The sequence below is a fragment of the Lentzea sp. NEAU-D7 genome (genome assembly GCF_026242055.1).
GTDB lineage: Bacteria > Actinomycetota > Actinomycetes > Mycobacteriales > Pseudonocardiaceae > Lentzea.
In genome coordinates this window covers 374,230-398,670 of record NZ_JAPJDL010000002.1, presented here as the reverse complement: position 1 = coordinate 398,670, position 24,441 = coordinate 374,230, and the positions used below count along the sequence as shown (strand labels likewise).

The following is a 24,441-nucleotide window of genomic DNA, read 5'->3' as shown; positions in this document are numbered from 1 at the left end:
GACGACCTCCAGGTCCAGGTCGTGTCCAGGAAGTTCGTCCGGTGGCAGGCGCGGGCGAGAGACCCGGAGACGGCGCCGCCGCGATGCCCTCATACCGGGCGGCGGTGTCGTCTCCGGGGCCCTCGGCCGCCACTGCCGCCCGACGGGACTTCCGGGACACGGCCTGCGGCGATCAGCAGCCCTGCGACGGCTCCCGCCACGGCACCCCGCACTCGAAGCCGCGTCAGCGCGACCGTCCAGAACGCCGACACGGCGAGGTGCACGACCACGCCCTCACGCACCCCGCCGCCGACCAACGATCCTGCAGCCCTGGTGGCGCGCAACACGTCGTCGCCCACCATCAGAGCGTGCACGGTGGACGGCACGCCGCTCAGCACGACCGCGAGGAGGTACTTGCGCATCACCGCCGCCGTCGCCGCGACCTCAGGTAGTCGCTGACCACCGCGGCCCCGAGGCCTTCCTCGTCGGCCGACACCACCCGGCCACCACCCCGCCGGGCCACGATGTCGACGAAGGCGGCCAGTCGCGGATCGTCGCCGAGCTTGAACACCGAGATCGTCGCCCCGAGCCGGGCCAGCGCGTCGACCTCGTTCAACGTCTTGGCGAGCGTCCGCGGCAGCGGCGGGTAGTTGAACTCCGCGTCGCCCTCGGGTTCGAGGTGGGCGGTGGGTTCGCCGTCGGTCACGACCAGCACCACGGGTTGCGCGTCGGGGTGGCGGCGGACGTGGCGCCCGGCCAGCAACAGGGCGTGGTGCAGGTTCGTGCCCTGCTCCCACACGCCCTCCAGCGCCGTCAGCTGTCCGATGTCCACGGCCTCGGCATAACGCCCGAAGGTCACCAGTTGCAGGGCATCGGTGCGGAAACGGGTGCGCACGAGGTGATGCAGGGCGAGAGCCGTGCGTTTCATCGGCACCCAGCGGCCGTCCTGCACCATCGACCAGGAGGTGTCCACGCACAACGCGACAGCCGCACGGGTGCGGTGCTCGGTCTCGGAGACCTCGAGGTCCACGACGTCCAGGGACATCCTGCCGGAGCGCAGCACGGAGTTGCGCAGGGTTCGCGGCACGTCCCAGGGCTCGGTGTCGCCGAACTGCCACGGGCGCGTCGAGCCGATCAGCTCGCCCGCCGCGCCGGCCGAGGTGGTCTCGCGTGAGCCCTGCGACGAGCGCAGCTGGTCGACCACGCCGCGCAGAGCCGTCTCGCCTAGGCGCCGCAACGCCTTGGGCGTCAGCTTCAGGGAGCCGTCGGGGGCGCGTTCCACGATGTTCTGGGAGCGCAGCGCCTTTTCCAGCTCCGCGAGGCGGCGGGCGTCGACGGAGGCCGACTCGCCCAGCTGGCGTTCCAGCGCCTCCAGGTCGATGTCCTCCAGGCGGGCGCCCGGATACGACTGGGAGAGCTGCTCGGCCAGCGCGTCGAGCTCGGCGAGGTCCGCCATCGCCTGCGCGCCCTCGCCCAGGCCCAGCGGGTCCTGGCCGCGGAAGCGGGCGGACGACGTCCAGTCCTCCCCCGGCCGCAGCTGCTGCAAGAGGGAGTCCAGGGTGGACAGCTGGGACCCGATGCCGCCGAAAGCCTGCTGGGACAACGCGGACAGCTCGGCGCGCTGGGCGTCGGTCATCGAGTTCATCATGCGTTGCGCGGCGGCCGAGCGGGCGGCCAGGGCGTCGATGAGCTCGTCGACGTTGCGGGGCTTCTCGGGGAAGAACTCGCCGTGCTTGCGCATGAACTCGTCGAACAGGCGCGGCGTGTCCGGTGAGCCCGACGCGTGCGCCTCCAGCAGCGAGTTGAGGTCCCGCAACATGCGCTGGATCCGGCGCACGTCGTCGGAGTCCACGTTGGACAGTGCTTCCTTCATGCCCTGGAAGCGCTGGTCCAGCAGCTCGCGGCCGAGCAGGTCGCGGATCTGCTCGAACGCCTCGCGCGCCTCGGCGGAACGCCAGTCGTAGGAGGAGAGCTCCTGGACGGCCGCGGCGGTGCCCGGCGGCAGGGCGTCGAGCTGGGCCTCGCGGAAGCGCGCGTCGTCGGACGGGTCCGGGAACAGCGTGCGGCGCTCGGCTTCGACGGCCTGGTCGAGCAACCGCTTGACCTCGGTCAGCGTGCCGTCCAGGCGGTGCCGGCGCTGGATCGACGCACGGCGCTGCCACAGGCGCGAGGTCAGGTCGTCGAGGCCGCGGGTGCCGTCGACGCCGCGCCGCAGCAGCTCGCGCAGGGCGGACGCCGGTGAGGCGCCCTCCATGATCTCGCGGCCGAGCTCGTCCACGGCCGCGCGGAGGTCGACCGGGGGCGCCAGCGGATCGGCGCCGCCGCCCCAGCGCCCGTAGCGATATCTCATCCGTACACCGATCGGTCGTCGTCGGAGGAGTTGTCCTTCGACAGGTTGCGCGTCAGGTACAGCGACTCCAGGGCCAGTTCCACGGCGGAGGCGATGCGGCCGACGGGGTCCTTCGGGCCCGCGCCCAGCCGTGCCGCGACCTCGTGCAGGATCGGGAGCTCCGGCAACGCGGCCAGCAGGTCGCCGGCGTGCACGCGGTCGCCCGTGGCGACGGGGTGGCCGTCCGAGACGACCTCGGCCAGCGCACGCAGGTTCAGCCCGGCCAGGCGCGCCCGCGCGGTGTCGGCGATCGAGCGGCGCAGCAGGTGGACCAGGACCTCCTCCTCGCGCCCCTCCTCCCCCGCCTCGAACTCGAGCTTGCCGCGCAGCACGTCCGGCACCGACTCCAGGTCGACCGGACGGGCGATGGCCGGGGTCTCCCCGATCAGCGCGGACCGGCGCAACGCCGACGCAGCGACGGTCTCCGCCGCCGCGACCGCGAACCGGGCCGAGACACCGGAGCGCTGGTCGATCGACGACGACTCGCGCAGGTGCCGGACGAACCGGGCGATGATCTCCAGCAGGTGGTCGCCCACCTCGGCGACCAGGGCGGCCTCCTGGCGCACCAGGTCGACCTCGGCCTCGATCTCCAGCGGGTAGTGCGTGCGCACCTCGGCGCCGAAGCGGTCCTTCAGCGGCGTGATGATGCGGCCGCGGTTCGTGTAGTCCTCGGGGTTCGCGGTCGCCACGAGCAGCACGTCCAGCGGCAGCCGCAGCGTGTAGCCGCGGACCTGGATGTCGCGCTCCTCCATGACGTTGAGCAACGACACCTGGATGCGTTCGGCCAGGTCGGGCAGCTCGTTGATGGCGATGATGCCGCGGTGGGCGCGCGGGAGCATGCCGTAGTGGATGGTCTCCGGGTCGCCGAGCGAACGCCCTTCGGCGACCTTCACCGGGTCGACGTCGCCGACGAGGTCACCCACGGACGTGTCGGGCGTGGCGAGCTTCTCCGCGTAGCGCTCGTCGCGGTGCCGCCACACCACCGGCAGGTCGTCGCCGAGCTCGGCGGCACGGCGCTTCGACTCCGGCGTGATCGGGTCGAGCGGGTGTTCACCCAGCTCGGAGCCCTCGATGACGGGCGTCCACTCGTCGAGCAACGAGATCAGGCTGCGCAGCAGGCGGGTCTTGCCCTGCCCGCGCTCCCCGAGCAGGACGACGTCGTGGCCGGCGAGCAGCGCGCGTTCGAGCTGCGGGAGCACCGTGCGGTCGAAACCGACGATGCCGGGCCACGGGTTGCGTCCTTCGCGCAGGGCCGCGAGGAGGTTCTCCCTGATCTCGGTCTTGACGCCGCGCGGCAGGTGCCCGGCGGCGCGCAGTTCGCCCGCCGTGCGGGCCAGGTTCTGGGTCACGCAGACGACGCTACGCACCCGAACCTGACCCGTCGACGTGGAGCGACTCCAGCTGGGGAAGCCGAGCGGCGTTCACCGCGCCGAGCAGAATCCACAACATCTTCGGGTCGTGCGCGAGGACACCGTGGAAACACGGGGAACTCCCGCCGAACACCGGTCCAACGTTCGGCGTGGACAGCAGGCACGTCGCGGCGCCGTGCGCCTGTTCTCCTTGAGCGAACTGGATGCCGGGCGGCCCGGGTGCTTTCGTCATCCCCCGGATGCGGGCGGGCACCGTGCAGCACAATGCGAGGCGTTATGAGCAACTGTGTCGATTTCAGATGGGCCCCGTCACCCGCCGACTGGCGGGCCAGCCTGCGCGCGATGGTGCCGATGTTCAGGTGGGCGCCGTGGTTCGCGCTCGTGCTCGCGGCGTTCTCGCTCGTGCTGCTGCTGGGCTTCGAGGACACGCTGTTCGTGGCGCTCTTCGGCTTGGTGTGCGCGCTGGTCATCGGCTTCATGGAGCCGGTCGCGGTGTGGTGGCGCTTCACGTCCGACGAGATGATCAGCCGCACCGTCGTCGGCAGCGCCGACGCCCGTTCGTTCCGGATGGCCGTGGGCAACGCGGTGCGCGAGGACATCGCCTGGGAGGAGCTGCCGGGCTGGACCGAGACGCGGCAGGGCTTCGTCCTGGAGACGCTGGACGAGGGCGCGGCGTCGCTGTCCGTGCCACACCGGGCCTTCGCGTCCGATGAGGACCTGACGTCGTTCCGGTCGCTGCTCGAGGAGCACATCGGTCCGGCGAAGTAGCTGTCTCGGATCGGGCACACCGGGTGGGGCTCCCGGGGTCCGGCAACGTAATCTCGTCGGGTGTCCTGTGCAAGTGCCACGCTGGTCGTGTGGACGTCGGGCTGGCTGCACGGTCTAGCCGCCGCCGACGACGTCCTCGACGCCCTGCACACGTGGGCCGAGCAGCACGAGGTGGTGGCCGACGACGACGGCACCGCCACGGCGCTCGACCTCCCCGGTCCCGACGAGGCCCCCGTGGGCCCCGCCCTGCTGCTGGCCGCCCTGCGGCGCGCGGGAGCCACCTCCGCCCGGCTGGTGCTGCCGGTACCGGGCGACGTACGAGGTCTTGGCGGCAAGGGCCCCCTCTCGACGTGCGCGTTGCGCTCCGGTGAGGCGCTCGTCGTCCCGTCCGTGCACATCGGGCTCGTGCCGAAGATCGTGGCCGACGGCGTGATGCGCTGGACGGTGTTCGACCTGCCGTCGTCCAACGGCCTCGAACACATCCCGATCGGCGAGGCCGAGCACGGCCTGGGCGCGGCACTGCGCGAGGCGACGGCGGCGCTGGCGACGCTGGACGTGGCCAAGCACCGCCCGAACGTCCGCAAGGAGATCGCCGACCTCGCGGCCGAGAACTCCACGCTGCCGTGGCCGGACGCGATGCCACCGCGGGCGCTCCGGGTGCTGCAACGGGCCGCGGAGGTGGCCGCGATCGTGTCCGTGGCCAGCGCCGACTCCCCCGGCGGCGCGCTGTCGGCGTCGGCCATCACCGCCCGCACCGAGGCACTGCGCCCGGTCTCCGAAGCCGTGCGCCGCGCACGGTGCGCGGCGGTCGACGAGGCGGTGCGCGTCCTGGCGGACAGCGGCGCGGGCAGGCACTGACGCGGCCACGCCGCCCACCAGCGCGGAGAAGACCTCGTCGTGATCACTGGACGACCACTGGCCCAAACGAGTGGTTCTCCGCCCGCGACCCCCGCCTGAGAAGGCAACTCCCCCAGAACTGTCGGTGCCCCCGCATAGGGTGCCGATCGGGGAGGACGCGGAATGGAGGACGTCGACCAGCGCCGGTCGAGCACAGCGCCCAGGTACGCGGGCGCCCTCATGCTGACGGCGGTCGCCGGGCACCTGCTCTCCGAGACGGCCACCGGTGCGCTCTCGACCTGGCAGTCGTGGGTGCTCTACGGCATCGGCGCGACTCTCCTGGTGCTGTCCGCGTCCGCGATCGACCGGTTGAACCAGCTGCTCAAACGCATCCGGTTGCGCTGGGTGGTGTTCACGGCCGTGCTGGTGGTCGCGGCAGGGCTCCTCGCGGTCGCGGCGCCGCCGGTGATCGCGTACGGGCGGGTGCTGCTGCTCGGCTGTCCACAACCGACCGAGGTGCGGGTCCTGACGTCGCGGGACGCGGCGCCCGCGATCGGTGAGGTGGCGCGGAGGTTCGAACAGCACACGGCGGCGGCGAACCACGGGTGCCGCACGGCGCGGCTCTACGTGTTCTCCGCACCGGGCAACAAGGGCGCGCTCGCGCTGCGGGCCTCGTGGTCGTCGCAGGACCTGCGGGAGATCGGGCCGCACCCGGACGTGTGGCTGCCGGACTCGACCGCGGAGACGAACGAGGTGGTGCGCCGCACCGGCGGCATCGGGTCGGCGGTGCGCGTCAAGCCGGGCGAGTCGGTCGCGTTCTCGCCCGTCGTGCTCGCCGTGCCCGCTCAGATCGCGCAGGACGTCGTCTCCAGCTCCCCCGAGAACTGGGGCGACCTGCTGACCAAGGTCGGCAGGACCGGGATCGCGATCGGCAGGCCGAACCCGCTGACGGCGATCGACGGCAGGCTCGCCTCGGCGGCGCTGTACGACTCGCTCGAACCGGCCGTCGTCGAGCGCAGGGTCACGGAGGCCGACCGGCCGCAGCCGGGCTCCGCGATGATCACGACCGAGCAGGTCCTGTTGCGGCACAACAAGACCAGCTGCGCGGAGAAGCCGTGCCTCACCGCGCTGTACCCGTCGGACACCTACCGCGCCGACTACCCGCTGAACCTCGTCGAGTGGGACGCGCAGGGCGTGTCGAACCTCGCCGCCCGAGGGCCCGCGTCGGCGTTCCAGGCGTGGCTCGGCACGCAGGAGGGCATGACGGCGCTCAACGCCGCCGGCTTGCGTCCCGCAGGGCAGGCCGCGGGGGCCGAGTTCCGCGAGGAGCTGGGGGTGCGGGCGGGTCTGGCGCTCGACCGGGCCGAGGCGGCACCGGACGAGGAGGCCCAGGCCGCGTTCCTCAAGAAGTACGAACAGGCGAAAAGGGACGGCCGGGTCTGGCTGACGCTCGACGCGTCCGGGTCGATGGCCGAGCCGACGGCCACCGGTGAGCAGCGGTTCGCCGTGGCGGTCGAGGGTGTCCGCAAGGCGCTCACGCAGATGGGCGCCAGGGACACGTACGGCCTGTCGGTGTTCAGCGACACCGCGGTCCGGCCGCTCATCCCGCTCGGCAGGCGGGACAAGGAGGCCACGTCCGCCGCGCTGACCGCGGTGCGGCCCTCCGGCGGCACGCCGCTGCACCAGGCGATCCTCGACAGCCTCGACCGGGTCGGCGCCGACGACGCCGACCACGTGAGCGCGGTGATCGCCCTGACCGACGGCGAGGACACGACGAGCGCGCAGACCCGGCAGGACGTGGTGAACGCGGTGCGGCAGAAGGGGATCCGGGTGTTCGTGATCGCCGTCGGCGAGGCCAGCTGTGCGGCGCACGCGCTGACCTCGATCACGGACGCGTCCGGCGGCGAGTGCCGCGACTCGACCACGGACACGCTCGGCGACGACCTGGCGGCGTTGTTCCGCCGGGTGTGGGGAGGCACCGGATGAGGTGGTTGCGGCGCACGTGGGCGGCTCTGCCGAGGCTGGGCCCGCCCGGCGTGGTGTGGGCGAACCGGTCGTGGCTCGCGATGGGCGTGGCCGTCGGCGTCGTGCTGACGATCCTGTTCACCAGCGGCATCCAGCCGCTCTTCCGCGAGTCGACCGAGTGGGAGAAGGGCAAGCTCGTCGTGCTCAGCGGCCGCGACCAGAGCGACGGCGGCCAGCGGCGCGCGTTGATCAACCAGTGGAACTCCGAACACCCCGAACAGCCCGCGGAAATCGTCGAGCTGCCGACGGAGGCGGACGGCCAGCGCAGCGAGATGGTCGCACGGGCGAGGGAGAAGGCGGAGAACGCGGACGTCTACAACCTCGACGTCACCTGGACCGCGGAGTTCGCCCAGTCCGGCTACCTGCGCCCGCTGTCCGCTGTGGACACCAGCGGCTTCCTGCGCCGGCCGCTGGAGAGCTGCCGCTACCAGGGTGTCCTGTGGGCACTGCCGTTCAACACGGACGCGGGACTGCTCTTCTACCGCAAGGACCTCGTCCAGGACGAACCTCTCGGCCTCGACGACATCGCCGACACCTCCACCCGCGCGCTGCGGGCGGCGCAGGACGCCCGCCTCACCGCGGGCTACGCCGGTCAGCTGCTCGACTACGAGGGCCTCACCGTGAACGCCCTGGAACTGATCTGGGCGGAGAAGGGCGACGTGGTCGACGACACCGGCAAGGTCGTGATCGACTCCGACCGCACCCGCCGCGCCCTGCGCTGGCTCGCCGACGGCCTCAAGGGCGAGAAGCCCGTGGTGCTGCCCGAATCCCGCTCGCAGAGCGAGGAGCTCACCACCCAGGCGTTCCGCGACGGCAAGATCGCCTTCATGCGCAACTGGCCCGTGGCCCACCGCGTCCTGGAGGGCAACCGCACCGAGTCCGCAGGCCGTCCCGGCATCGACTTCGAGGTAGCGCAGCTGCCCGGCCCGAGCGTGCTGGGCGGCCAGAACCTCGCCATCTCCGCGAAGTCCACGAAACCGCGCGCCGCCCAGGCACTCATCGAGTTCCTCACCGGCCCCCGCAGCCAGCAGCTCCTCTTCGAACGGGGAGGCCTCGCCGCCACCCGCGGCATCGTCTACCAGGACAGCCGGATCGCCAGGGAGTACCCCTACGCCCGCACACTGCTGAAAGCGATCGAGGACGCCCGGTTGCGCCCGGTCACGCCGTACTACTCGCGCTTCAGCGACGAGTTCCGCGCCATCGTCCGCTACGCCCTCGACCACGACGGCGCCCTGCCCGCCAACGCCGAGGAGTCGCTGACCGCGGCCCTGCAGGGCCGGTGATCAGGGCGTACGCCTGCGCAACGTCACCGCGCCCAGCACCAGCGCCAGGAGTCCGCACGCCGCCACGACCGCGAGGTTGCGCACCAGTTCACCCGTGATGTCGGACGACGTCGTCACGGCCGTGAGCGCGTCAACCGCGTACGAGAGCGGCATGACGTTCGACAGCCACTCCAGCACGGGCGTCATCGCCTCCCGGGGCGCGAACAACCCGCACAGCAACACCTGCGGCATCACGAACAACGGCATGAACTGCACGGCCTGGAACTCGGTGCGCGCGAAGGCGCTCGCGAACAGGCCCAGCGCCGTTCCCAGCAACGCGTCCAGTCCCGCGATGGCCACGAGCAGCCACACCGAGCCACCGATCTCCAGGCCGAGCCACGTCAGCGAGATGCCGACCGCGACCAGCACCTGGACGAGAGCCACGATCCCGAACGCCAGCGCGTAGCCGAACAACAGGTCCAGCTTGCCCATCGGCATCGTCATGAGTCGTTCGAGCGTGCCCGTGGTGCGCTCGCGCAGGGTCGTGATCGACGTGACGATGAACATGATCGCGAACGGGAAGACCGCCAGCAGGGCCGGTGCGGCGCGGCTGAAGGCCTGGTCCGAGTTGAAGACGAACCGCAGCAGGACCAGCAGCAGCGACGGCATGAGCACCATCAGCGCCACGGTGCGGCGGTCGTGGCGGAACTGGGTGAGGATCCGCGCGGTCGTGGCCAGCAGGACCGAGGTGTTCACGCTGCCTCCCTCGCCCGGACCAGCCACAGGAACGCCTGCTCCAGGTCGCCGGCGCCGGTCCGCGACAGGAGAGCGGCCGGGGTGTCGTCGGCCAGCAGGGCGCCGTCGCGCATCAGCAGCAACCGCTCGCAGCGCGCGGCCTCGTCCATGACGTGGCTGGAGACGAGCAGCGTGACGCCACGATCGGCGAGCTCCCGGAACAACGTCCACAGCTCGTCGCGCAGCAACGGGTCGAGGCCGACGGTCGGTTCGTCCAGCACCAGCAACTCGGGCTTGCCGAGCAACGCGACCGCGAGGCTCGTCCGCGACAGCTCACCGCCCGACAACGACGACACGAGCTGGGACTCGTGCCCACCGAGCCCGACCTCGTCGATCACGCGCGGCACTTCGGACCTGGGCGCTCCCAGCACGGCGCAGAAGTAGCGGATGTTCTCGGCCACGCTGAGGTCGGCGTAGACAGCGGGGTTCTGGGTCGCGTACCCGATCCGGTTCCGCAGCCCGGGACTGCCGGCGGGCGCACCGAGCACCGTCACCTCGCCGGACTCCACGATCTGCACACCGACGACCGAGCGCATCAGCGTCGTCTTGCCGCAGCCGGACGGGCCGAGCAGCCCGGTGACACTGCCCCGCAGGATCGTGCAGCTCACGTCCCGCAGGACCAGACGCTTGCCCCGGCTCACCCGGAGCCCGGTGACCTCGACGGCCGCGGAACTGGTCATGAGACCAATTCTGCACCCGTTGAAAAAGCACTGTCTAGGTGCGGGCGGGCCTCTTGGCCGGTTCGCAACACAACGGCGCGCACGGCGCACCGTTCACCGTGCACCCCGCGACCACGAACGAGGACAGCTTCCGCACGGGCGCACCGGACGTGTGCTCCGCGACCAGCTCGGTCACGAGCTCGGCGAAGCGGGGATCCCCGTTCGGCGTGGCGGCGCGGGCGAACTCCATGCCGAGCTCCAGAGCGCGGTCCCGCGCCTCGGTGTCGAGGTCCCACACCACTTCGAGGTGGTCGGACACGAAACCGATCGGGCACACCACGACCCCGGTGACGCCCTTGGCGTGCAGGGCGTCGATGTGGTCGACGACGTCCGGCTCCAGCCACGGGATCTGCGGCGGGCCCGAGCGCGACTGCCACACGACGTCGTACTCGGTGACGCCCAGCTCCGCGGCCACGAGCCGGGAGGCCTCGACGACCTGGCGCGAGTAGCGGTACCCGCCTTCCGAGGGCGGCCCGGCGGCCTTGTCGGCGGACACCGGCACCGAGTGCGCGGTGAACACCAGGCGGTACGGGCCGGACAACGACGCGGCCGCGGCGCGCACCCCGTCGGCGAAGGAGGAGATGAAGAGCGGGTGGTCGAAGAACTGGCGCAGCTTCACGAGTTCCGGGCCGTCCGGCACGGCCTGCAGCGCACGCACGATGTCCTCGTCGTACTGCCGGCACGCGGAGTAGCCGCCGTACGCGCTCGTGGGGAACACCAATGCGCGCTTCACGCCGTCGGCCTTCATCTGCGCGACTACGTCCTCGGCCATCGGGTGCCAGTTGCGGTTGCCGAAGTAGATCGGCAGCTCGAAGCCGCGGGCCCGCACGGCGTCGATGGCTTCGAGGTTCAGGCGGTTGATCGGCGACACGCCGCCGAAGTGCTGGTAGTGGGCCTCGACCTCGTCCAGCCGCTCCGGCGGCACGCCACGTCCGCGTACCACGTTCTCCAGGAAGGGACGGACGTCCTCAGGACCTTCTGGGCCGCCGAACGACAGCCAGAGCAGCGCATCGAAACTCACCGCTCCATCCAATCAGACGCCCGAACGCCTCACATGACGAACAGATGTGACGTCAGAGACCGAGGAAGTGCACGCCGCCGTCGACGAACACCATCGAGCCCGTGGTGGCCGGGAACCAGTCGGAGAGCAGGCCGCAGACCGACTTCGCGACCGGCGTGGGGTCGTCGACGTCCCAGCTCAGCGGAGCCTTCTCGCCCCACATCTTCTCCAGCTCGCCGAAGCCCGGGATGGACTTCGCGGCCATGGTGCGCACCGGGCCGGCGGAGATCAGGTTCACGCGGATGCCGTCCGGGCCGAGGTCGCGCGCCATGTAGCGGTTGATCGACTCGAACGCCGCCTTCGCCGCGCCCATCCAGTTGTAGGCGGGCCACGCCTGGCGGGCGTCGAAGTCGAGGCCGACGACCGAGGAACCGTGCGACAGCAACGGGCGGACGGCCTGCACGAGCGCCTTGTACGAGTACGCGGAGACGTGCATCGCCACGGAGACGTCCTCCCACGGCGCGTCCATGAACGGGGCGCCGAGGCAGCTCTGCGGGGCGAATCCGATGGCGTGCACGACGCCGTCGAGACCGTCGACGTGTTCGCGCACCCGGTCGGCGAGCGTGTCGAGGTGCTCCTGGTTCTGCACGTCGAGCTCGACGACGGGGGCGGGCTTGGGCAGGCGCTGGGCGATGCGCTGCACGAGGCTCATCCGGCCGAACCCGGTCAGCACGACCTCGGCGCCCTGCTCCTGGGCGACGCGTGCGACGTGGAAGGCGATCGACGCGTCGGTGATCACACCGGTGATCAGCAGTCGCTTGCCTTCGAGCAGTCCGGTCACTTGATCCAACCCTTTCGCAGTACGGGAAACCAGCCGTGGTTCGTGAAAGTCAGTGGCCCATGCCGAGGCCGCCGTCGACCGGCAGCACGGCACCGTTGATGTAGCCCGCCTCGTTCGCCGCGAGGAACGTGACGGCGCGCGCGATCTCTTCGGCCGCACCGTATCGGCCGGCCGGGATCTGCTTGAGCGCCGCCTCGCGGACGGCCTCGGGCAGCTCCGCGGTCATGTCCGTGGTGATGAAGCCGGGCGCGATGACGTTCGCGGTGATGTTGCGCGAGCCGAGCTCCAGCGCGATCGAGCGCGCCATGCCGACCATGCCGGCCTTGGAGGCGGCGTAGTTCACCTGGCCGGCGCCACCGGTCAGGCCCACGACGGACGAGATGAAGACGATGCGGCCGAACTTCTTGCGCAGCATGCCGCGCGAGGCGCGCTGGGCGAAGCGGAACGCGCCGGTCAGGTTCGCGTCGACGACCTGGGTGAACTGCTCCTCGCTCATGCGCAGCAGCAGCGTGTCCTGCGTCATGCCCGCGTTGCAGACGAGCACCTCGACGGGACCGTGGGCGGCCTCGACCTCGGTGAAGGCGGCGTCGATCTCCTCGGAGTTCGTCACGTCGCACTTCACGCCGAGCAGACCTTCGGGAGCGCCGGACCCGCGGTGCGTCACCGCGACCTTGTCGCCCTGCGCCGCGAACGCCTGCGCGATCGCGAGGCCGATGCCGCGGTTGCCTCCGGTGACCAGAACGGACCGACTCACTAGCTCTCCTGAGAATCGCTGCTGGTTGACCGGGTGAGGCTATCGGCTACCGGCAGGTAGTCCGGCATCGGCGGAGCCATGTCACATCCAGCCGGGCATGATCGGGTGATGCGGGCCTTTCTCGATCAGCTCCGGCGCCAGGTGGACGGTGACGTCCTGGACGACCCGGCGAGCCGGGCCCTGTACTCGGCGGACGCGTCGAACTACCGGCACGTGCCGCGGGTGGTCGTCCGCCCGCGCACGACGGAGGCCGTGGTGACGGCGGTCGCGATCGCCGCCGGGCAGGGCGTGCCGATCACCAGCCGGGGCGCCGGGACGTCCATCGCGGGCAACGCGTGCGGCACCGGCATGGTGATCGACTTCAGCCGGTACCTGACCGCGTTCGAGATCTCCGGCGACCGGGCGCTGGTCCAGCCGGGAGCGGTGCTCGACAAGATCAACGCCCAGGCCGGCGACCACCTGTTCGGCCCGGACCCGTCGACGCACTCGCGCTGCACGATCGGCGGGATGATCGGCAACAACGCGTGCGGCGCGCACTCGGTGAGGTGGGGCAAGACCAGCGAGAACGTCACGAACCTGAGCGTCCTCACCGTCGACGGCCGCACGTTCGACACCACGAACCCGCCGGAACTGGCCCTGCCCGCGCACGACCCGGCGTGGTTTCCCCAGCTCAGCCGCCGCGTCAGCGGGTACGCGCTGGACGCCCCCACGCTGACGCAGCAGCTGGTCGGCACCGAGGGCACCTGTGTCGTGCTGCTGGGCGCCGAGCTGAAACTGGTGCGCAGGCCGGAACGCCGCGTCCTGGTCGTGCTCGGGTTCGCGGACACCTACGAAGCCGCCGACCAGGTCACCCAGATCGAGGACGCACTCGCGATCGAGGGCCTGAACGAGGCGCTGGTGCACAGCGTGCGGACCCGCCCCGACCTGCCGGAAGGTCGCAGCTGGCTGTTCGTCGAGGTCGAGGACAACCCCGAGCGGGTCGCCAGGATCAGCAGGAACTCGATGATCATCCACGACCCGGTCCACCAGCGCGCCCTGTGGCGGATCCGCGAGGACGGCGCCGGGCTCGCCACGCGCATGGCCGACGGCAGCGAGGCGTGGTCGGGCTGGGAGGACGCGGCCGTCCCGCCGGAGCGGCTCGGCACCTACCTGCGCGAGTTCGACCAGCTGCTGACCAGGTACGGGCGGCGTGGCATCACCTACGGCCACTACGGCGAGGGGTGCCTGCACGTCCGCATCGACTTCGACCTGGCCCGCGGGTACCGCGAGTTCCTGCAGGACGCCGCCGACCTGGTCGTCAGCCACGGCGGCAGCCTCTCGGGCGAGCACGGCGACGGCCAGGCGCGGTCCGAGCTGCTCGGCCGGATGTACCCGCCCGCGGCGATCAGGGCGTTCGGCGAGTTCAAGCGCGCGTTCGATCCGCGGAACCTGCTCAACCCCGGCCGGATCGTGGAGCCGCTGAAGCTCGACGACGACTTGCGGGTCCTCGTCGCGCCACCGAGGATCCCGACCCGCGCGGAGTTCGCGAGCGACACGCGCAGGTGCGTCGGCGTCGGCAAGTGCCTGAACACCAAGGGCGGCGTGATGTGCCCGAGCTACCGCGTGACCAAGGAGGAGAAGCATTCCACGCGAGGCCGCGCGCACCTGCTGTTCGAGATGCTCAACGGTGAGGTGGTCCAGGGCGGCTGGCGGTCGCCGGAGGTCGCGGAGGCCCTCGACCTCTGCCTGGGGTGCAAGGGCTGCAAGCGCGACTGCCCGGTCGACGTCGACATGGCGAGCTACAAGGCCGAGTTCCTGCACGAGCACTACAAGGGCCGGATCAGGCCGCGTTCGCACTACGCCATGGGCTGGCTGCCGACGTGGCTGAAGTACGGTCTGGTCAACAGGTTCACGGCCCGTCTCGGCCGGTTCGCGGGCATCACACCGGAACGCGAGCTGCCGCGCCGGACCACTCCCCTGGTCCGTCAGCTGCACCCTCTCGGCGAGGGTGATCCGGTGCTGCTGTTCCCCGACACGTTCACGAACTTCTTCGAGCCGGGCATCGGTCTCGACGCCGCGAACGTGCTGGCACACCTGGGAAACCACGTCGAGGTGCCGTCCGCGAACGTCTGCTGTGGACTGACCTGGCACTCGACCGGCCAGCTCGCCAGGGCTCGCCGCGTGGTCGAACGCACCGCGCGGGCGCTGCTCCCGTGGACGAGCCGGGGCGTTCCGGTGATCGGCCTGGAACCGAGCTGCACGGCGTTCCTCCGCGTGGAGGCGCTGAAGCTGTCCGCCGACCCCGCCGTCCAGGCGCTGGCGCGCGCCACGCGGACGTTCGCCGAGCACGTCGCGCCGAGGCTGCCCGAGGTGGAGGGCACGCGCGAGGCCGTCGTGCAGACGCACTGCCACCAGTACGCGGAACTGGGCTTCGACCCGGACCGCGAGGCCATGGCCAGGACAGGTCTGCAGCCGACGGTGGTCGAGGGCTGCTGCGGACTCGCGGGCAACTTCGGTTTCGAGAAGGGCCACTACGACGTGTCGATCGCGTGCGCCGAGCAGGACCTGCTGCCCGCGTTGCGGGACAACGAGGACGCGCTCGTGATCGCGGACGGCTTCAGCTGCCGCACGCAGATCCGCCACACGACCGAACGCGAACCGGTCCACCTGGCGACCGCGCTGGCGGCCCGCCTGGGTGTAGTCGGCTAGTCGCGGTCCAGCACGGAGTCCTTCGACGTCTCGCGCATGAACCCGTAGACCAGCAAGGAGATCAGCACGCACCCGGCGACGTAGTAGAAGAACACCGACTCCATGCCGGCCTGCTTGAACCACAGCGCCACGTACTCGGCCGTGCCGCCGAAGATCGCCACGGTCAGCGCGTACGGCAGGCCCACACCGAGCGCGCGGATGTTGGTCGGGAACAGCTCGGCCTTCACGATCGCGTTGATCGACGTGTACCCGGTGACGATCACCAGGCCGCCGAGCATCAGCAGGAACGCCGGGAACGCCTCGGAGGTCTTCGCGAGCGTCGACAGCAGCGGCACGGTCGCCAGCGTGCCCAGCACGCCGAACCCGAGCAGCAGCGGGCGGCGCCCGATCCGGTCCGACAACGCGCCCGCGACCGGCTGCAGCACCACGAACACCAGCAGCGCGGCGAAGTTGATCCAGCTGACCGTCGCGGCGTCGATCTTGCTCGTGTTCACCATGAACTTCTGCAGGTAGGTCGTGAACGTGTAGAACGCGACCGTGCCGCCGAGCGTCAGGCCCACGACGAGCAGGCATTCCTTGGGGTGCTTGAGCAACGCCCTGAAGGTGCCCTTCTCGTCGGCGCTCTCCTTCTGCTTCTCGAAGTTCGCCGACTCGTCCATGCCACGCCGAAGCCACATCACGACGACAGCCCCGGTCGCGCCGATGACGAACGCGATCCGCCAGCCCCACTCCATCATCTCGGTCCTGGAGAGGAACTGCTGCAACACGATCTGCACGCCCAGCGCCACGAGCTGACCGGCCGTCAGGGTCACGTACTGGAAGCTGGAGTAGAAGCCGCGCCGGGCGGGAGAGGCCACTTCGGACAGATAGGTCGCCGAGGTCGCGTACTCACCGCCGACCGACAGGCCCTGCAGCAACCGGGCGAGCACCAGCAGCACCGGTGCGGCGACACCGATCGACGCGTACGACGGCGTCAGCGCGATGATCAGTGAACCCGCGGCCATCAGCGTGACCGACAACGTCAGCGCCGCACGGCGTCCGCGCCGGTCGGCGTACCGGCCGAGCAACCAGCCGCCCAGCGGCCGCATGAGGAAGCCGACGGCGAACACGGCGGCGGTGTTGAGCAGCTGCGCGGTCTGGTCGCCCTTGGGGAAGAACGCGGCCGCGAAGTAGATGCTGAACGCGGTGTAGGCGTACCAGTCGTACCACTCGATCAAGTTCCCGACCGACCCGCGCAGCACGTTCGCCACGACCCGGCGCTCGCTGCTCTTCTCCTGAACGACTGTCATGCCGGACACCATTCCGACGGCGCCACACCACTCACAACCAGGGCTAAGGCTTCTTTACAGTCACTTAAGCGCGTCGGCACACCACAGAAACGACTTTCTGGGGCGATACTGCTCCCATGCGGGTGCTGTTGGTCGAAGACGACGACGGTGTCGCCGACGCCCTGGTGGAAGCGCTGCGGGCGAACGGCCACCGGCCTGCCCGCGTGCGCAGGGGTGCCGACGCGCTGATCGCCCACCGCGACGCGGACGTCGTGCTGCTCGACCTCGGACTGCCCGACCAGGACGGCCTGGAGGTGCTGCGCAAGCTCCGCAAGATCGACCCGGTGCCGGTGCTCGTGCTCACGGCGCGCGGTGACGAGCGCACGGTGGTGCGCGGGCTGCGGCTGGGCGCGGACGACTACCTGGTGAAGCCGGTGCGGCTGGCCGAGCTGCTGGCGCGCATCGACGCGGTGGCGCGGCGCAGCGCGGCCCGGTCGCAGGAACCGGGCGAGCTCGTGCGGGTGTCCGATGTGGAGATCGACCTGCAGAGCCGTCAGGTCGTGGTCGGCGGGCGCGAGATCTCGTTGACCACCAAGGAGTTCGACGTCCTCGCGGTGCTGGCGCGCCGGCCGGGCACGGCGGTGAGCCGGCAGCAGCTGATGGACGAGGTGTGGGGCAACGCGTTCGTGGCGGTGTCGCGGACGCTCGACGTCCACCTCACCCAGTTGCGCGCCAAGCTCGACCGGCCGGGGCTGCTGCACACGATCCGCGGTTTCGGCTACCGGCTCGGTGAATAGATGCGGCAACGGCTTCTGTTGGTGCTGCTGCTGTTCTCGCTCTCGGCCGTCACCGCGTTCGCGTTCCCGTTGCTGATGAGCACGGCCTCGGAGCGCACCCAGCAGTTCGTGATCAGCCGCACCGCCGACCTGGACCGCTTCGCCACGCTGCCGGTCGACGTCGTGGTGTCCGAGGCGGAGCGCTACGCCGAGGTGTACGGCGAGGAGATCGTGGTCGTCGACGCGTCCGGCACGCCTGTCGTCGAGTCGGGCATGACGGCCGGGGACGTGTCCGCGCAGATCGACGCGGCGCTGCGCAACCAGCCCGCCGCACCCGTGCCGACCGTGCTGCCGTGGAGCGGCGGCGACGTGCTGTTCGCCCGGCCCGTCGGCATCGGCACGAAGGTCGCGGGCGCCGTGGTGCTGCGGGCCTCGACGCGCGTGGCCGCCCTGGACGTGGCACGGCGGTGGGCACTGGTGCTGGCCGGGGCGTTGCTGGCGGCGTGCGCGTGCGTGCTGCTGGCGCTCGTCGTGTCCCGCTGGCTGCTGCGGCCGCTCAAGGAGCTGGACCGGGGCGTCCGGGCGGTCGCGGAAGGGCAGCGGCGCACCCATGTCGCCGACACCGCCGGTCCGGCCGAGCTGCGGGCGCTGTCGGAGTCGTTCAACCGCATGTCCGACGCCGTCGCCGAAGCCGCGGACCAGCAACGAAGACTGATCGCCGACGCCTCGCACCAGCTGCGCAACCCCATGGCCGCACTGCGGTTGCGCGTCGACATGCTGCCGTCCAACGGCTCGCTGCTGACCGAGGTCGAACGCCTGGAGTCGTTGCTGGACGGGCTCCTGGCGCTGGCCTCAGCCGAGAGCACCGCCACCGAACGCGCCGCGGGAGGCGTCGAACCCGAGCTCGCCGACCTCCAGGTCGTGGCGCACGACCGCGTCGACGCCTGGCGCGCGGCGGCCCAGGCGGAGGGCGTCACGATCACCGTGGACGACCACGCGCCCGGACTCGTGCGGTGCGCGGTGTCGGATCTCGCCCAGGTGCTGGACGTGTTGCTGGACAACGCCATCAAGTACGGCGGGACCGAGGTCGCCGTGATCTGCGACCGCGCCACGCTGACGGTGCGCGACAACGGACCCGGTCTGTCCAAGAAGGACATCGAGCGCGCCACCGAACGGTTCTGGCGCGGCGACGACTCCCGCCGCGGCACGGGCCTGGGCCTGGCCATCGCGGAACGCATCGTCACCGCGCACGACGGGAAGCTGCGGCTGCGCACCGACAACGGGCTCGTCGTGACGGTGGAGCTGCCGAAAGAGCCACTGCTGTGAGGCGCCGGACGTTCCTGCTCGGAGCACTCGCCCTGACCGCGTGCGGAACGAGCGAACCCACGGGCACGATCAGGATCGCCGGAGGCGAGCCGGGCGGTTTCTACAACGACTTCGCCGCGCTGATCTCCCGGCTGGCGCCCAGCCCGCTGACCATCACCCCGGTCGAGACCGGCGGCAGCGCCGACAACCTCCGGCACCTCCGCGAGGGCGGTGCCGACATCGGCCTCTCCCTGAGCGACAGCGCCCACATGGAACCCGGCCTGGTCGCCCTGGGCCGCGTGTACGAGAACTACCTGCAGCTCGTGGTCCTGCAGTCCTCGCCGTACACGACAGCGGCCGACCTGGTCGGCAAGCCGGTGTCGCTGGGTGCGGACGGCTCCGGCGCCGCGCTGCAGGGCTCCAGGCTCGCACTGGGCGTGCGGGAGGAGCACTACCCGTTGCGCAACGCGGTCGACGCCCTGAAGGCGGGCGAGATCGCCGCCCTGCTGTGGTCCGGCGGCGTCCCGACCCCGGAGCTCGACAGGGCCGGCGGCATCAGGCTGCTGCCGCTCGACGGCTTCCTGCCCAGGCTGCGCCAGGACTTCGGCAAGGTCTACGAGCGCGTGGACGTCCGCACGGGCGTCTACGGCTCCCCTGTCGACGTCCCCACGATCGGCACCCCGAACCTGCTGGTGTGCCGTCCCGATCTGAGCACCGAGTTCGCGGGCGCCGTCGTGCGGCTGCTCGTGGGCAGGGCGGCGGAACTCGTGCCGGAGCAGGCGCTCGGCACCCAGTACCTCGACGTGCGCAGTCTCATCGACACGGGCAAGGTGCCCCTGCACCCCGGCGCGGCGGCGGAATACCGGAGGCTCCACGGATGATCATCACGATGGCGTCGATCTCGCTGGACGGGTTCATGGAGGGTCCCGGTCACGACATCGGCTGGCACGTCGTCGACGACGAGATGCACGAGCACTTCAACACCGAGCTAGCGCGGATGGACAGGTTCATCGACGGCCGCCGCAACCACGAGACCATGCTCGAAGCGTGGCCGCACACCGAGGACCACCCCGAGTGGCCGCGGCCGATGCACGACTTCGGCCGGATCTGGCGGGAGATGCCCAAGATCGTCTACTCGAGGAAGCTCGAGACCACCGACTGGAACACCACGGTCAAGCGCGAGGTCGTTCCGGACGAGATCAGGGCGCTGCCCGGCGACAGCATGGTCGGCGGCGCGCAGCTCGTGGGCTCGTTCTTCGAGCACGACCTGATCGACGAGGTCCGGCTCTACCTCAACCCGGTTGCGATCGGCGAGGGCACACCGTTCTTCAAAAAGCCGATCGCCCTGGCACTCAAGAGCACCAGGGCGTTCGGAACAGGTGTGGTCGAGCTGGTCTACGGCAGGCGCTGACCCAGCAGCAAGGCCGCGGCGGCCGCGAACATCGCCGTCATCGTGCCGAGCAACAGCCACGGCTTCGACGCGTCCGCCTGCTTCTTCTCGTAGCCGATCTGCTCGCCGAGCGTGTCGTAGACGCGCCGCAGCTCCTCGGCGGAGGCGGCCTTGAAGAACTCGCCGCCGGAGATCTTCGCGATCTCCTTCATCGAGTCGTCGTCGACGGGCACCGACTGCTGCCGGCCCTCGATGTCGACGACGCCCTCCTCGGTGCCGAACGAGATCGTGGAGATCGGGATGCCGGCCTTCTTCGCGTCCTCGGCCGCGTCGAACGCCTTGCGGGTGCCCACGGTCTCCTTGCCGTCCGTCATCAGCACGATGCGGGCGGGCGGAGGACCTTCGGCGCCTCCGACGACCTTGCCGAACGAGTCGATCGACGCCATCGCGGCCACCAGCGCGTCACCGGTCGCGGTCGACTGGGCGAGCTTGAGCCCGTCGATGGACTGCGTGACGGCGGGACGGTCCGTGGTCGGCGCGACCAGCACGGTGGCCGAGCCGGCGAACGAGATCAGGCCGAGGTTGATGCCCGGCGTGAGACCCTCGGCGAACGACTTGGCGGCGACCTGCGCGGCCTCCAGCCTCGACGGCTTCACGTCGGTGGCCTTCATCGACAGCGACACGTCGACCACGAGCATCACGGTCGCCCGGTTGCGCGGGACCCGCTGCTCGGACGTCGGGCCGGCCAGCGCGACCGTCAGCAGCGCCAGCGCGGCCAGCAGGAACGCCGCCGGGACGTGGCGCGACCAGCGTTCCCGCTTGGGCGCGACCTTCTCCAGCAGTTCCAGGTTCGTGAACCGCAGCACCCGCTTGCGCCGCATCCGCTGCGCCACCACGTACCCGGCGGCGAGCAGCGCCACGGCGAGCAGCAGCAGGAACCACCACGGGGCGACGAAGTTCGAGAAGCTCATGCGACACCCCCAGACCAGCGGCGCTTGCGCGCCACCACGAAACGAACCGTGTCCGCGATCCAGTCCGAGTCGGTCCGCAGCACCAGGTGCCCGGCGCCCGCGCGCCGCAGGCCCGCCGCCACCTCGCCCCGGTGTTCCGCGGCCGCGGCGTTGAACTCCTTGCGCAGCAACGCGGACGCGGTCACCTCGCGCTGCCGCCCGCTCTCCGGGTCGGACAGCACGACGGTGCCGACCTCGGGCAGGTCGACGTCACGCGGGTCGACGACCTCGATGGCCACGATGTCGTGGCGCGCGGACAGGGCGCGCAACGGACGTTGCCACTCCATCTCGCCGAGGAAGTCGGAGATCACGACGATCAGGCCGCGCCGGCGCGGCGGGCGGCGCAGTTGTTCCAGCAGCGCGGCCAGGTCACCGCGGGTGCCCTCGGGCGCCCGCTCGATCTCGGCGATCTTGCGGATCATGCCGCGCGCGTGGGCCAGGCCGCCGCGCGCCGGGATGCGGACGTTCTCGGCGCCCGTCGAGACCGCGGCGCCGATCCGGTTGCCGCCGCCCCGCGTCAGGTGCGCGACCGCGGCCGTCGCGGCGATCGCGAGATCGCGCTTCTCGCACGCGGCGGTGCCGAAGTCGAGCGACGGCGACAGGTCGATCGCCAGCCACGTCTCCAGCTCGCGGTCGGCGACCGTCTCGCGGATGTGCGGGACCGTCGTGCGGGCCGTGACCGCCCAGTCCATCCGGCGCACGTCGTCGCCGGGCTGGTAGGTGCGGGCCTCGCCCGGTTCGGAGCCCGGCCCCGGCACGAGGCCGAGGTGGTTGCCCTGCAGCAGGCCGTCGAGACGGCGCCGGACCTCGAGCTCGAGCATGCGCAGCGCGGCTTCCATCTTGACACCGCGCAGGACGGGCGGCGCCCAGGACGGGCGCTCCTCCTCGGCCTTGTCCCTGCTCACGGCCTACCAGCCGGAACCGGCTGCTGCGGACGGGCCGACACCTGCGGCAACGGCACGATCTGCAGCACGCGGGTGATGATGTGGTCGATCGGCACGCCGTCGGCCAGCGCGTCGTAGGAGAGCACCAGGCGGTGGCGCAGCACGTCCGGCACGACGTCCACGACGTCCTGCGGCAGCACGTAGTCGCGGCCGCGCACGAGCGCAAGGCCGCGCGCGGCGGCGATGATGCCGAGCGACGCACGCGGCGAGGCACCGTAGGCGACCCAGCCGGCGACGTCGGTGAGGCCGTGCTCGGCGGGCGCGCGGGTCGCGATCACCAGGCGGACCACGTAGTCGACGAGTGCGTGGTGGACGAAGACGCGCGAGGCGACGCCCTGCAGGCGCACCAGCTCCTCGGGCGAGAGGACCTGGTTCGGCGTGGGCGCCTCGACACCCATGCGGTAGACGATCTCGCGCTCTTCCTCGGCGGTCGGGTATTCGACCTGGATCTTGAACAGGAACCTGTCGCGCTGCGCCTCCGGCAGCGGGTACACGCCCTCGTTCTCGATCGGGTTCTGCGTCGCCAGCACCAGGAACGGGTTCGGCATCGGGAACGTGCGGCCACCGATGGACACGTGCCGCTCGGCCATGACCTCGAGCATCGCCGACTGCACCTTGGCGGGCGCGCGGTTGATCTCGTCGGCGAGCACGAAGTTCGCGACGACGGGTCCGAGCTCGACGTCGAACGTCTCGGTGGACTGGCGGTAGATGCGGGTGCCGAGGATGTCGGCGGGCACCAGGTCGGGCGTGAACTGCACGCGGGAGAACGAGCCGCCGACCACGCGGGCGAACGTCTCGACGGCGAGCGTCTTGGCGACGCCCGGCACACCTTCGAGCAGCAGGTGGCCCTTGGCCAGCAGACCCACGAGCATCCGCTCGACGAGCCGGTCCTGGCCGACGATGACCCGCTTCACCTCGAACACGGTGCGTTCGAGCAGCTGGGCGTCACGAGCCGGGGTGACGGGCGCCGATGCGTTCGGCGTTGCCTCGGCGGCGGGCTCGGTCACGTGCGGGCCTCCATGCGGAACAGGGTTTACCGATCGTTGAACAGTCTTACCCGCCGCCTGTTCAACCGCTGTGAAGGGTGTCCAGGTCGGCGGGCGTGTCGACGTCCCTCGCCTCACCGGGCAAAGCGGACACCTCGACGGGGTCGAGCCGCAGAAGAGTCTTGCGCAGCGGCAGGTTCCGCGGATCTCCGGGTAGGGCCTCGCGCAGGTCGGCCGTGTTCCAGCAGCCGATCAGCCACTGCACCCTGTCGTCCTTGAGCACGGCGTTGCGGCCCGCGGCGCGCAGCCTCGCGATGGTGCCGGGCGTGAGGCCGGGCTGGTCCACGGCGAGCACCACGACCTGGTCCTCGGTGATCTTCGCCAGACCGGCGGCCAGACCGGCGAGCGGTCCTCCGCCGGGCGGGTCCTCCCGTGCCCAGACGACGCCGGGGACGTCCTTCTCCGGCCCCACGACGACCTTCTGCGCCGCGTCGTCCACAACGGACAGCACGTGGTCGAGCAGCGTCGCGTCCCGATAGGACAGCGCCGCCTTGTCCACGCCGCCGAGCCGTTCGCCCTTGCCGCCGGTGAGGATGATCACCGCGTAGGTCATGCCCTGCCTCCGATGTGCGTGGCGACGCCCTCCAGGAACAGGTGCAGGCCGAAGTCGAAGTCGGCGGCGACGTCGTCGGCGTCGAAGAGGTCGTCCACGTCGAAGACGCCGGCCGCGACGATCTTCGCGAGCGCGGGCATCCGGCGCGGGTCGACGATCTCGCGCAGCCGCTGCCCGTACTCGCGGCTGAACTGGGCCGGGTCGTTCTCGAAGCCCTTCGTCAGCGCGACGCTCAGCCACGCCTCGCCGTGCACGAACGTCATCAGGCCCATCACCACGCCGACCTTCTCCCCCGCTTCCAGCGGGGTGCCTTCGAGCGCACCGAGCGCGCTGTCGAACCAGGCGAGGCTCTTGGGGCCGGTCGGCGGGCCGCTCATCGGGATCTGCAGGAACCACGGGCGCCTGCGGATGCCGCCGAGCATCGCCCTCGCCCAGGCCCCGAGCTTGTCGCGCCACTCGCCGTCCGGCAGCGCGGGCGGTTCGTCGAACGCGGCGTCGGCCATCAGCGTGAGCAGCTCGTCCTTGCTCTTCACGTGCCGATAAAGGGCCATCGTGGCGTTGCCCATCTCCTGCGCGACGCGTGCCATCGACACGGCGGCGAGCCCTTCGGCATCGGCGACCGCGATGGCGGCCCGCGTGATGTCGGCGGCGTCGATGGTCGGCTTGCGCCCCCTCTTCATGCCCCTCCCGATCTCATGCCACTAGTCAAACAGATGCGTATG

General features: G+C 71.1%; 24 protein-coding genes. 9 read left to right on the top strand and 15 right to left on the bottom strand.

Features of this window, described 5'->3' with window-relative positions; genetic code table 11:
* Positions 1–89 precede the first annotated feature (89 nt).
* Genes ORI60_RS05315 through ORI60_RS05300 form a run of 4 tightly spaced genes read right to left on the bottom strand, consistent with a single transcriptional unit; the run spans position 90 to position 3,970 of the window.
* Positions 90–401: a hypothetical protein gene (locus tag ORI60_RS05315; RefSeq protein WP_266034949.1), complete on the bottom strand. Its 312-nt coding sequence runs from the start codon at positions 399–401 to the stop codon at positions 90–92.
* Positions 401–2,329: a vWA domain-containing protein gene (locus tag ORI60_RS05310; protein WP_266034947.1), complete on the bottom strand. Its 1,929-nt coding sequence runs from the start codon at positions 2,327–2,329 to the stop codon at positions 401–403. Before ORI60_RS05310 ends, ORI60_RS05315 begins: the two co-directional genes overlap by 1 nt.
* Positions 2,326–3,717, bottom strand: coding sequence for a sigma 54-interacting transcriptional regulator (locus ORI60_RS05305; RefSeq protein WP_266034945.1), 1,392 nt, complete (start codon positions 3,715–3,717; stop codon positions 2,326–2,328). The genes ORI60_RS05310 and ORI60_RS05305 overlap by 4 nt, the downstream gene beginning before the upstream one ends.
* A 10-nt stretch (positions 3,718–3,727) precedes the next feature.
* Complete coding sequence (locus tag ORI60_RS05300; protein WP_266034942.1) at positions 3,728–3,970, bottom strand: hypothetical protein; 243 nt, start codon at positions 3,968–3,970, stop codon at positions 3,728–3,730.
* Positions 3,971–4,080: 110 nt separating this feature from the next.
* Here ORI60_RS05300 and ORI60_RS05295 point away from each other — a divergent pair, with 110 nt between their 5' ends.
* From ORI60_RS05295 to ORI60_RS05280, 4 genes are all read left to right on the top strand, one after another.
* Positions 4,081–4,506, top strand: a complete 426-nt coding sequence (locus ORI60_RS05295; RefSeq protein WP_266034939.1) for a YcxB family protein — start codon at positions 4,081–4,083, stop codon at positions 4,504–4,506.
* A gap of 60 nt (positions 4,507–4,566) precedes the next feature.
* The gene (locus tag ORI60_RS05290) at positions 4,567–5,364 is read left to right on the top strand and encodes a hypothetical protein (protein ID WP_266034937.1); all 798 of its coding nucleotides are present in this window, start codon (positions 4,567–4,569) and stop codon (positions 5,362–5,364) included.
* A 162-nt stretch (positions 5,365–5,526) separates the two neighbouring features.
* On the top strand, positions 5,527–7,329 hold the full coding sequence (locus ORI60_RS05285) for a vWA domain-containing protein (RefSeq protein WP_266034935.1): 1,803 nt from the start codon (positions 5,527–5,529) through the stop codon (positions 7,327–7,329).
* Entirely contained in the window at positions 7,326–8,651 is a 1,326-nt protein-coding gene (locus tag ORI60_RS05280) for an extracellular solute-binding protein (RefSeq protein ID WP_266034933.1), read from the top strand. Before ORI60_RS05285 ends, ORI60_RS05280 begins: the two co-directional genes overlap by 4 nt.
* Here the strand turns inward: ORI60_RS05280 and ORI60_RS05275 are convergent, their stop codons facing one another.
* Genes ORI60_RS05275 through fabG form a run of 5 tightly spaced genes read right to left on the bottom strand, consistent with a single transcriptional unit; the run spans position 8,652 to position 12,739 of the window.
* Positions 8,652–9,386 (bottom strand): ABC transporter permease, encoded by a 735-nt coding sequence (locus ORI60_RS05275; RefSeq protein WP_266034930.1) that lies wholly within the window; start codon positions 9,384–9,386, stop codon positions 8,652–8,654.
* Entirely contained in the window at positions 9,383–10,105 is a 723-nt protein-coding gene (locus ORI60_RS05270) for an ABC transporter ATP-binding protein (protein ID WP_266034927.1), read from the bottom strand. Before ORI60_RS05270 ends, ORI60_RS05275 begins: the two co-directional genes overlap by 4 nt.
* A gap of 34 nt (positions 10,106–10,139) precedes the next feature.
* On the bottom strand, positions 10,140–11,165 hold the full coding sequence (locus ORI60_RS05265) for a ferrochelatase (RefSeq protein ID WP_266034924.1): 1,026 nt from the start codon (positions 11,163–11,165) through the stop codon (positions 10,140–10,142).
* 52 nt (positions 11,166–11,217) lie between these two features.
* Positions 11,218–11,985, bottom strand: a complete 768-nt coding sequence (fabI, locus tag ORI60_RS05260) for an enoyl-ACP reductase FabI (protein ID WP_089912176.1) — start codon at positions 11,983–11,985, stop codon at positions 11,218–11,220.
* Between the two features lie 49 nt (positions 11,986–12,034).
* Complete coding sequence (fabG, locus tag ORI60_RS05255; protein ID WP_266034919.1) at positions 12,035–12,739, bottom strand: beta-ketoacyl-ACP reductase; 705 nt, start codon at positions 12,737–12,739, stop codon at positions 12,035–12,037.
* A gap of 108 nt (positions 12,740–12,847) precedes the next feature.
* Here fabG and ORI60_RS05250 point away from each other — a divergent pair, with 108 nt between their 5' ends.
* Positions 12,848–15,427: an FAD-binding and (Fe-S)-binding domain-containing protein gene (locus tag ORI60_RS05250; RefSeq protein ID WP_266034916.1), complete on the top strand. Its 2,580-nt coding sequence runs from the start codon at positions 12,848–12,850 to the stop codon at positions 15,425–15,427.
* On the opposite strand, the gene ORI60_RS05245 is transcribed toward ORI60_RS05250, so the two are convergent.
* The gene (locus tag ORI60_RS05245; RefSeq protein ID WP_266034914.1) at positions 15,424–16,716 is read right to left on the bottom strand and encodes an MFS transporter; all 1,293 of its coding nucleotides are present in this window, start codon (positions 16,714–16,716) and stop codon (positions 15,424–15,426) included. The two genes, ORI60_RS05250 and ORI60_RS05245, sit on opposite strands and share 4 nt — an antisense overlap.
* Before the next feature lie 116 nt (positions 16,717–16,832).
* Between ORI60_RS05245 and ORI60_RS05240 the strand changes: the two genes are divergently transcribed.
* Genes ORI60_RS05240 through ORI60_RS05225 form a run of 4 tightly spaced genes read left to right on the top strand, consistent with a single transcriptional unit; the run spans position 16,833 to position 20,187 of the window.
* Positions 16,833–17,492 carry a response regulator transcription factor gene (locus ORI60_RS05240; RefSeq protein WP_266034911.1) on the top strand — a complete coding sequence of 220 codons (660 nt, stop codon included), beginning with the start codon at positions 16,833–16,835 and terminating at the stop codon, positions 17,490–17,492.
* Positions 17,493–18,797, top strand: a complete 1,305-nt coding sequence (locus tag ORI60_RS05235) for a sensor histidine kinase (protein WP_266034908.1) — start codon at positions 17,493–17,495, stop codon at positions 18,795–18,797.
* Positions 18,794–19,657, top strand: a complete 864-nt coding sequence (locus tag ORI60_RS05230) for a TAXI family TRAP transporter solute-binding subunit (RefSeq protein ID WP_266034906.1) — start codon at positions 18,794–18,796, stop codon at positions 19,655–19,657. The genes ORI60_RS05235 and ORI60_RS05230 overlap by 4 nt, the downstream gene beginning before the upstream one ends.
* Positions 19,654–20,187 (top strand): dihydrofolate reductase family protein, encoded by a 534-nt coding sequence (locus tag ORI60_RS05225; protein WP_266034903.1) that lies wholly within the window; start codon positions 19,654–19,656, stop codon positions 20,185–20,187. Before ORI60_RS05230 ends, ORI60_RS05225 begins: the two co-directional genes overlap by 4 nt.
* On the opposite strand, the gene ORI60_RS05220 is transcribed toward ORI60_RS05225, so the two are convergent.
* The 5 genes from ORI60_RS05220 to ORI60_RS05200 form a co-directional block, all read right to left on the bottom strand.
* Positions 20,172–21,137 carry a VWA domain-containing protein gene (locus tag ORI60_RS05220; RefSeq protein WP_266034900.1) on the bottom strand — a complete coding sequence of 322 codons (966 nt, stop codon included), beginning with the start codon at positions 21,135–21,137 and terminating at the stop codon, positions 20,172–20,174. The genes ORI60_RS05225 and ORI60_RS05220 overlap by 16 nt on opposite strands.
* On the bottom strand, positions 21,134–22,015 hold the full coding sequence (locus ORI60_RS05215) for a DUF58 domain-containing protein (RefSeq protein ID WP_266035449.1): 882 nt from the start codon (positions 22,013–22,015) through the stop codon (positions 21,134–21,136). The genes ORI60_RS05220 and ORI60_RS05215 overlap by 4 nt, the downstream gene beginning before the upstream one ends.
* Before the next feature lie 62 nt (positions 22,016–22,077).
* On the bottom strand, positions 22,078–23,127 hold the full coding sequence (locus ORI60_RS05210; RefSeq protein ID WP_266034898.1) for an AAA family ATPase: 1,050 nt from the start codon (positions 23,125–23,127) through the stop codon (positions 22,078–22,080).
* Between the two features lie 61 nt (positions 23,128–23,188).
* Entirely contained in the window at positions 23,189–23,719 is a 531-nt protein-coding gene (gene mobA / locus ORI60_RS05205) for a molybdenum cofactor guanylyltransferase (RefSeq protein WP_266034896.1), read from the bottom strand.
* Positions 23,716–24,399: a TetR/AcrR family transcriptional regulator gene (locus ORI60_RS05200; RefSeq protein ID WP_266034894.1), complete on the bottom strand. Its 684-nt coding sequence runs from the start codon at positions 24,397–24,399 to the stop codon at positions 23,716–23,718. The genes mobA and ORI60_RS05200 overlap by 4 nt, the downstream gene beginning before the upstream one ends.
* Positions 24,400–24,441: the final 42 nt, after the last annotated feature.

Coding starts and splice junctions, on each gene's coding strand:
- ORI60_RS05250 (WP_266034916.1), top strand. CDS start 12,848: ATGCGGGCCTTTCTCGATCAGCTCCGGCGCCAGGTGGACGGTGACGTC.
- ORI60_RS05270 (WP_266034927.1), bottom strand. CDS start 10,105: ATGACCAGTTCCGCGGCCGTCGAGGTCACCGGGCTCCGGGTGAGCCGG.
- ORI60_RS05225 (WP_266034903.1), top strand. CDS start 19,654: ATGATCATCACGATGGCGTCGATCTCGCTGGACGGGTTCATGGAGGGT.
- ORI60_RS05245 (WP_266034914.1), bottom strand. CDS start 16,716: ATGACAGTCGTTCAGGAGAAGAGCAGCGAGCGCCGGGTCGTGGCGAAC.
- ORI60_RS05200 (WP_266034894.1), bottom strand. CDS start 24,399: ATGAAGAGGGGGCGCAAGCCGACCATCGACGCCGCCGACATCACGCGG.
- ORI60_RS05285 (WP_266034935.1), top strand. CDS start 5,527: ATGGAGGACGTCGACCAGCGCCGGTCGAGCACAGCGCCCAGGTACGCG.
- ORI60_RS05310 (WP_266034947.1), bottom strand. CDS start 2,329: ATGAGATATCGCTACGGGCGCTGGGGCGGCGGCGCCGATCCGCTGGCG.
- mobA (WP_266034896.1), bottom strand. CDS start 23,719: ATGACCTACGCGGTGATCATCCTCACCGGCGGCAAGGGCGAACGGCTC.
- ORI60_RS05235 (WP_266034908.1), top strand. CDS start 17,493: ATGCGGCAACGGCTTCTGTTGGTGCTGCTGCTGTTCTCGCTCTCGGCC.
- ORI60_RS05315 (WP_266034949.1), bottom strand. CDS start 401: ATGCGCAAGTACCTCCTCGCGGTCGTGCTGAGCGGCGTGCCGTCCACC.
- ORI60_RS05240 (WP_266034911.1), top strand. CDS start 16,833: ATGCGGGTGCTGTTGGTCGAAGACGACGACGGTGTCGCCGACGCCCTG.
- ORI60_RS05295 (WP_266034939.1), top strand. CDS start 4,081: ATGGTGCCGATGTTCAGGTGGGCGCCGTGGTTCGCGCTCGTGCTCGCG.
- ORI60_RS05300 (WP_266034942.1), bottom strand. CDS start 3,970: ATGACGAAAGCACCCGGGCCGCCCGGCATCCAGTTCGCTCAAGGAGAA.
- ORI60_RS05220 (WP_266034900.1), bottom strand. CDS start 21,137: ATGAGCTTCTCGAACTTCGTCGCCCCGTGGTGGTTCCTGCTGCTGCTC.
- ORI60_RS05280 (WP_266034933.1), top strand. CDS start 7,326: ATGAGGTGGTTGCGGCGCACGTGGGCGGCTCTGCCGAGGCTGGGCCCG.
- ORI60_RS05215 (WP_266035449.1), bottom strand. CDS start 22,015: ATGGAAGCCGCGCTGCGCATGCTCGAGCTCGAGGTCCGGCGCCGTCTC.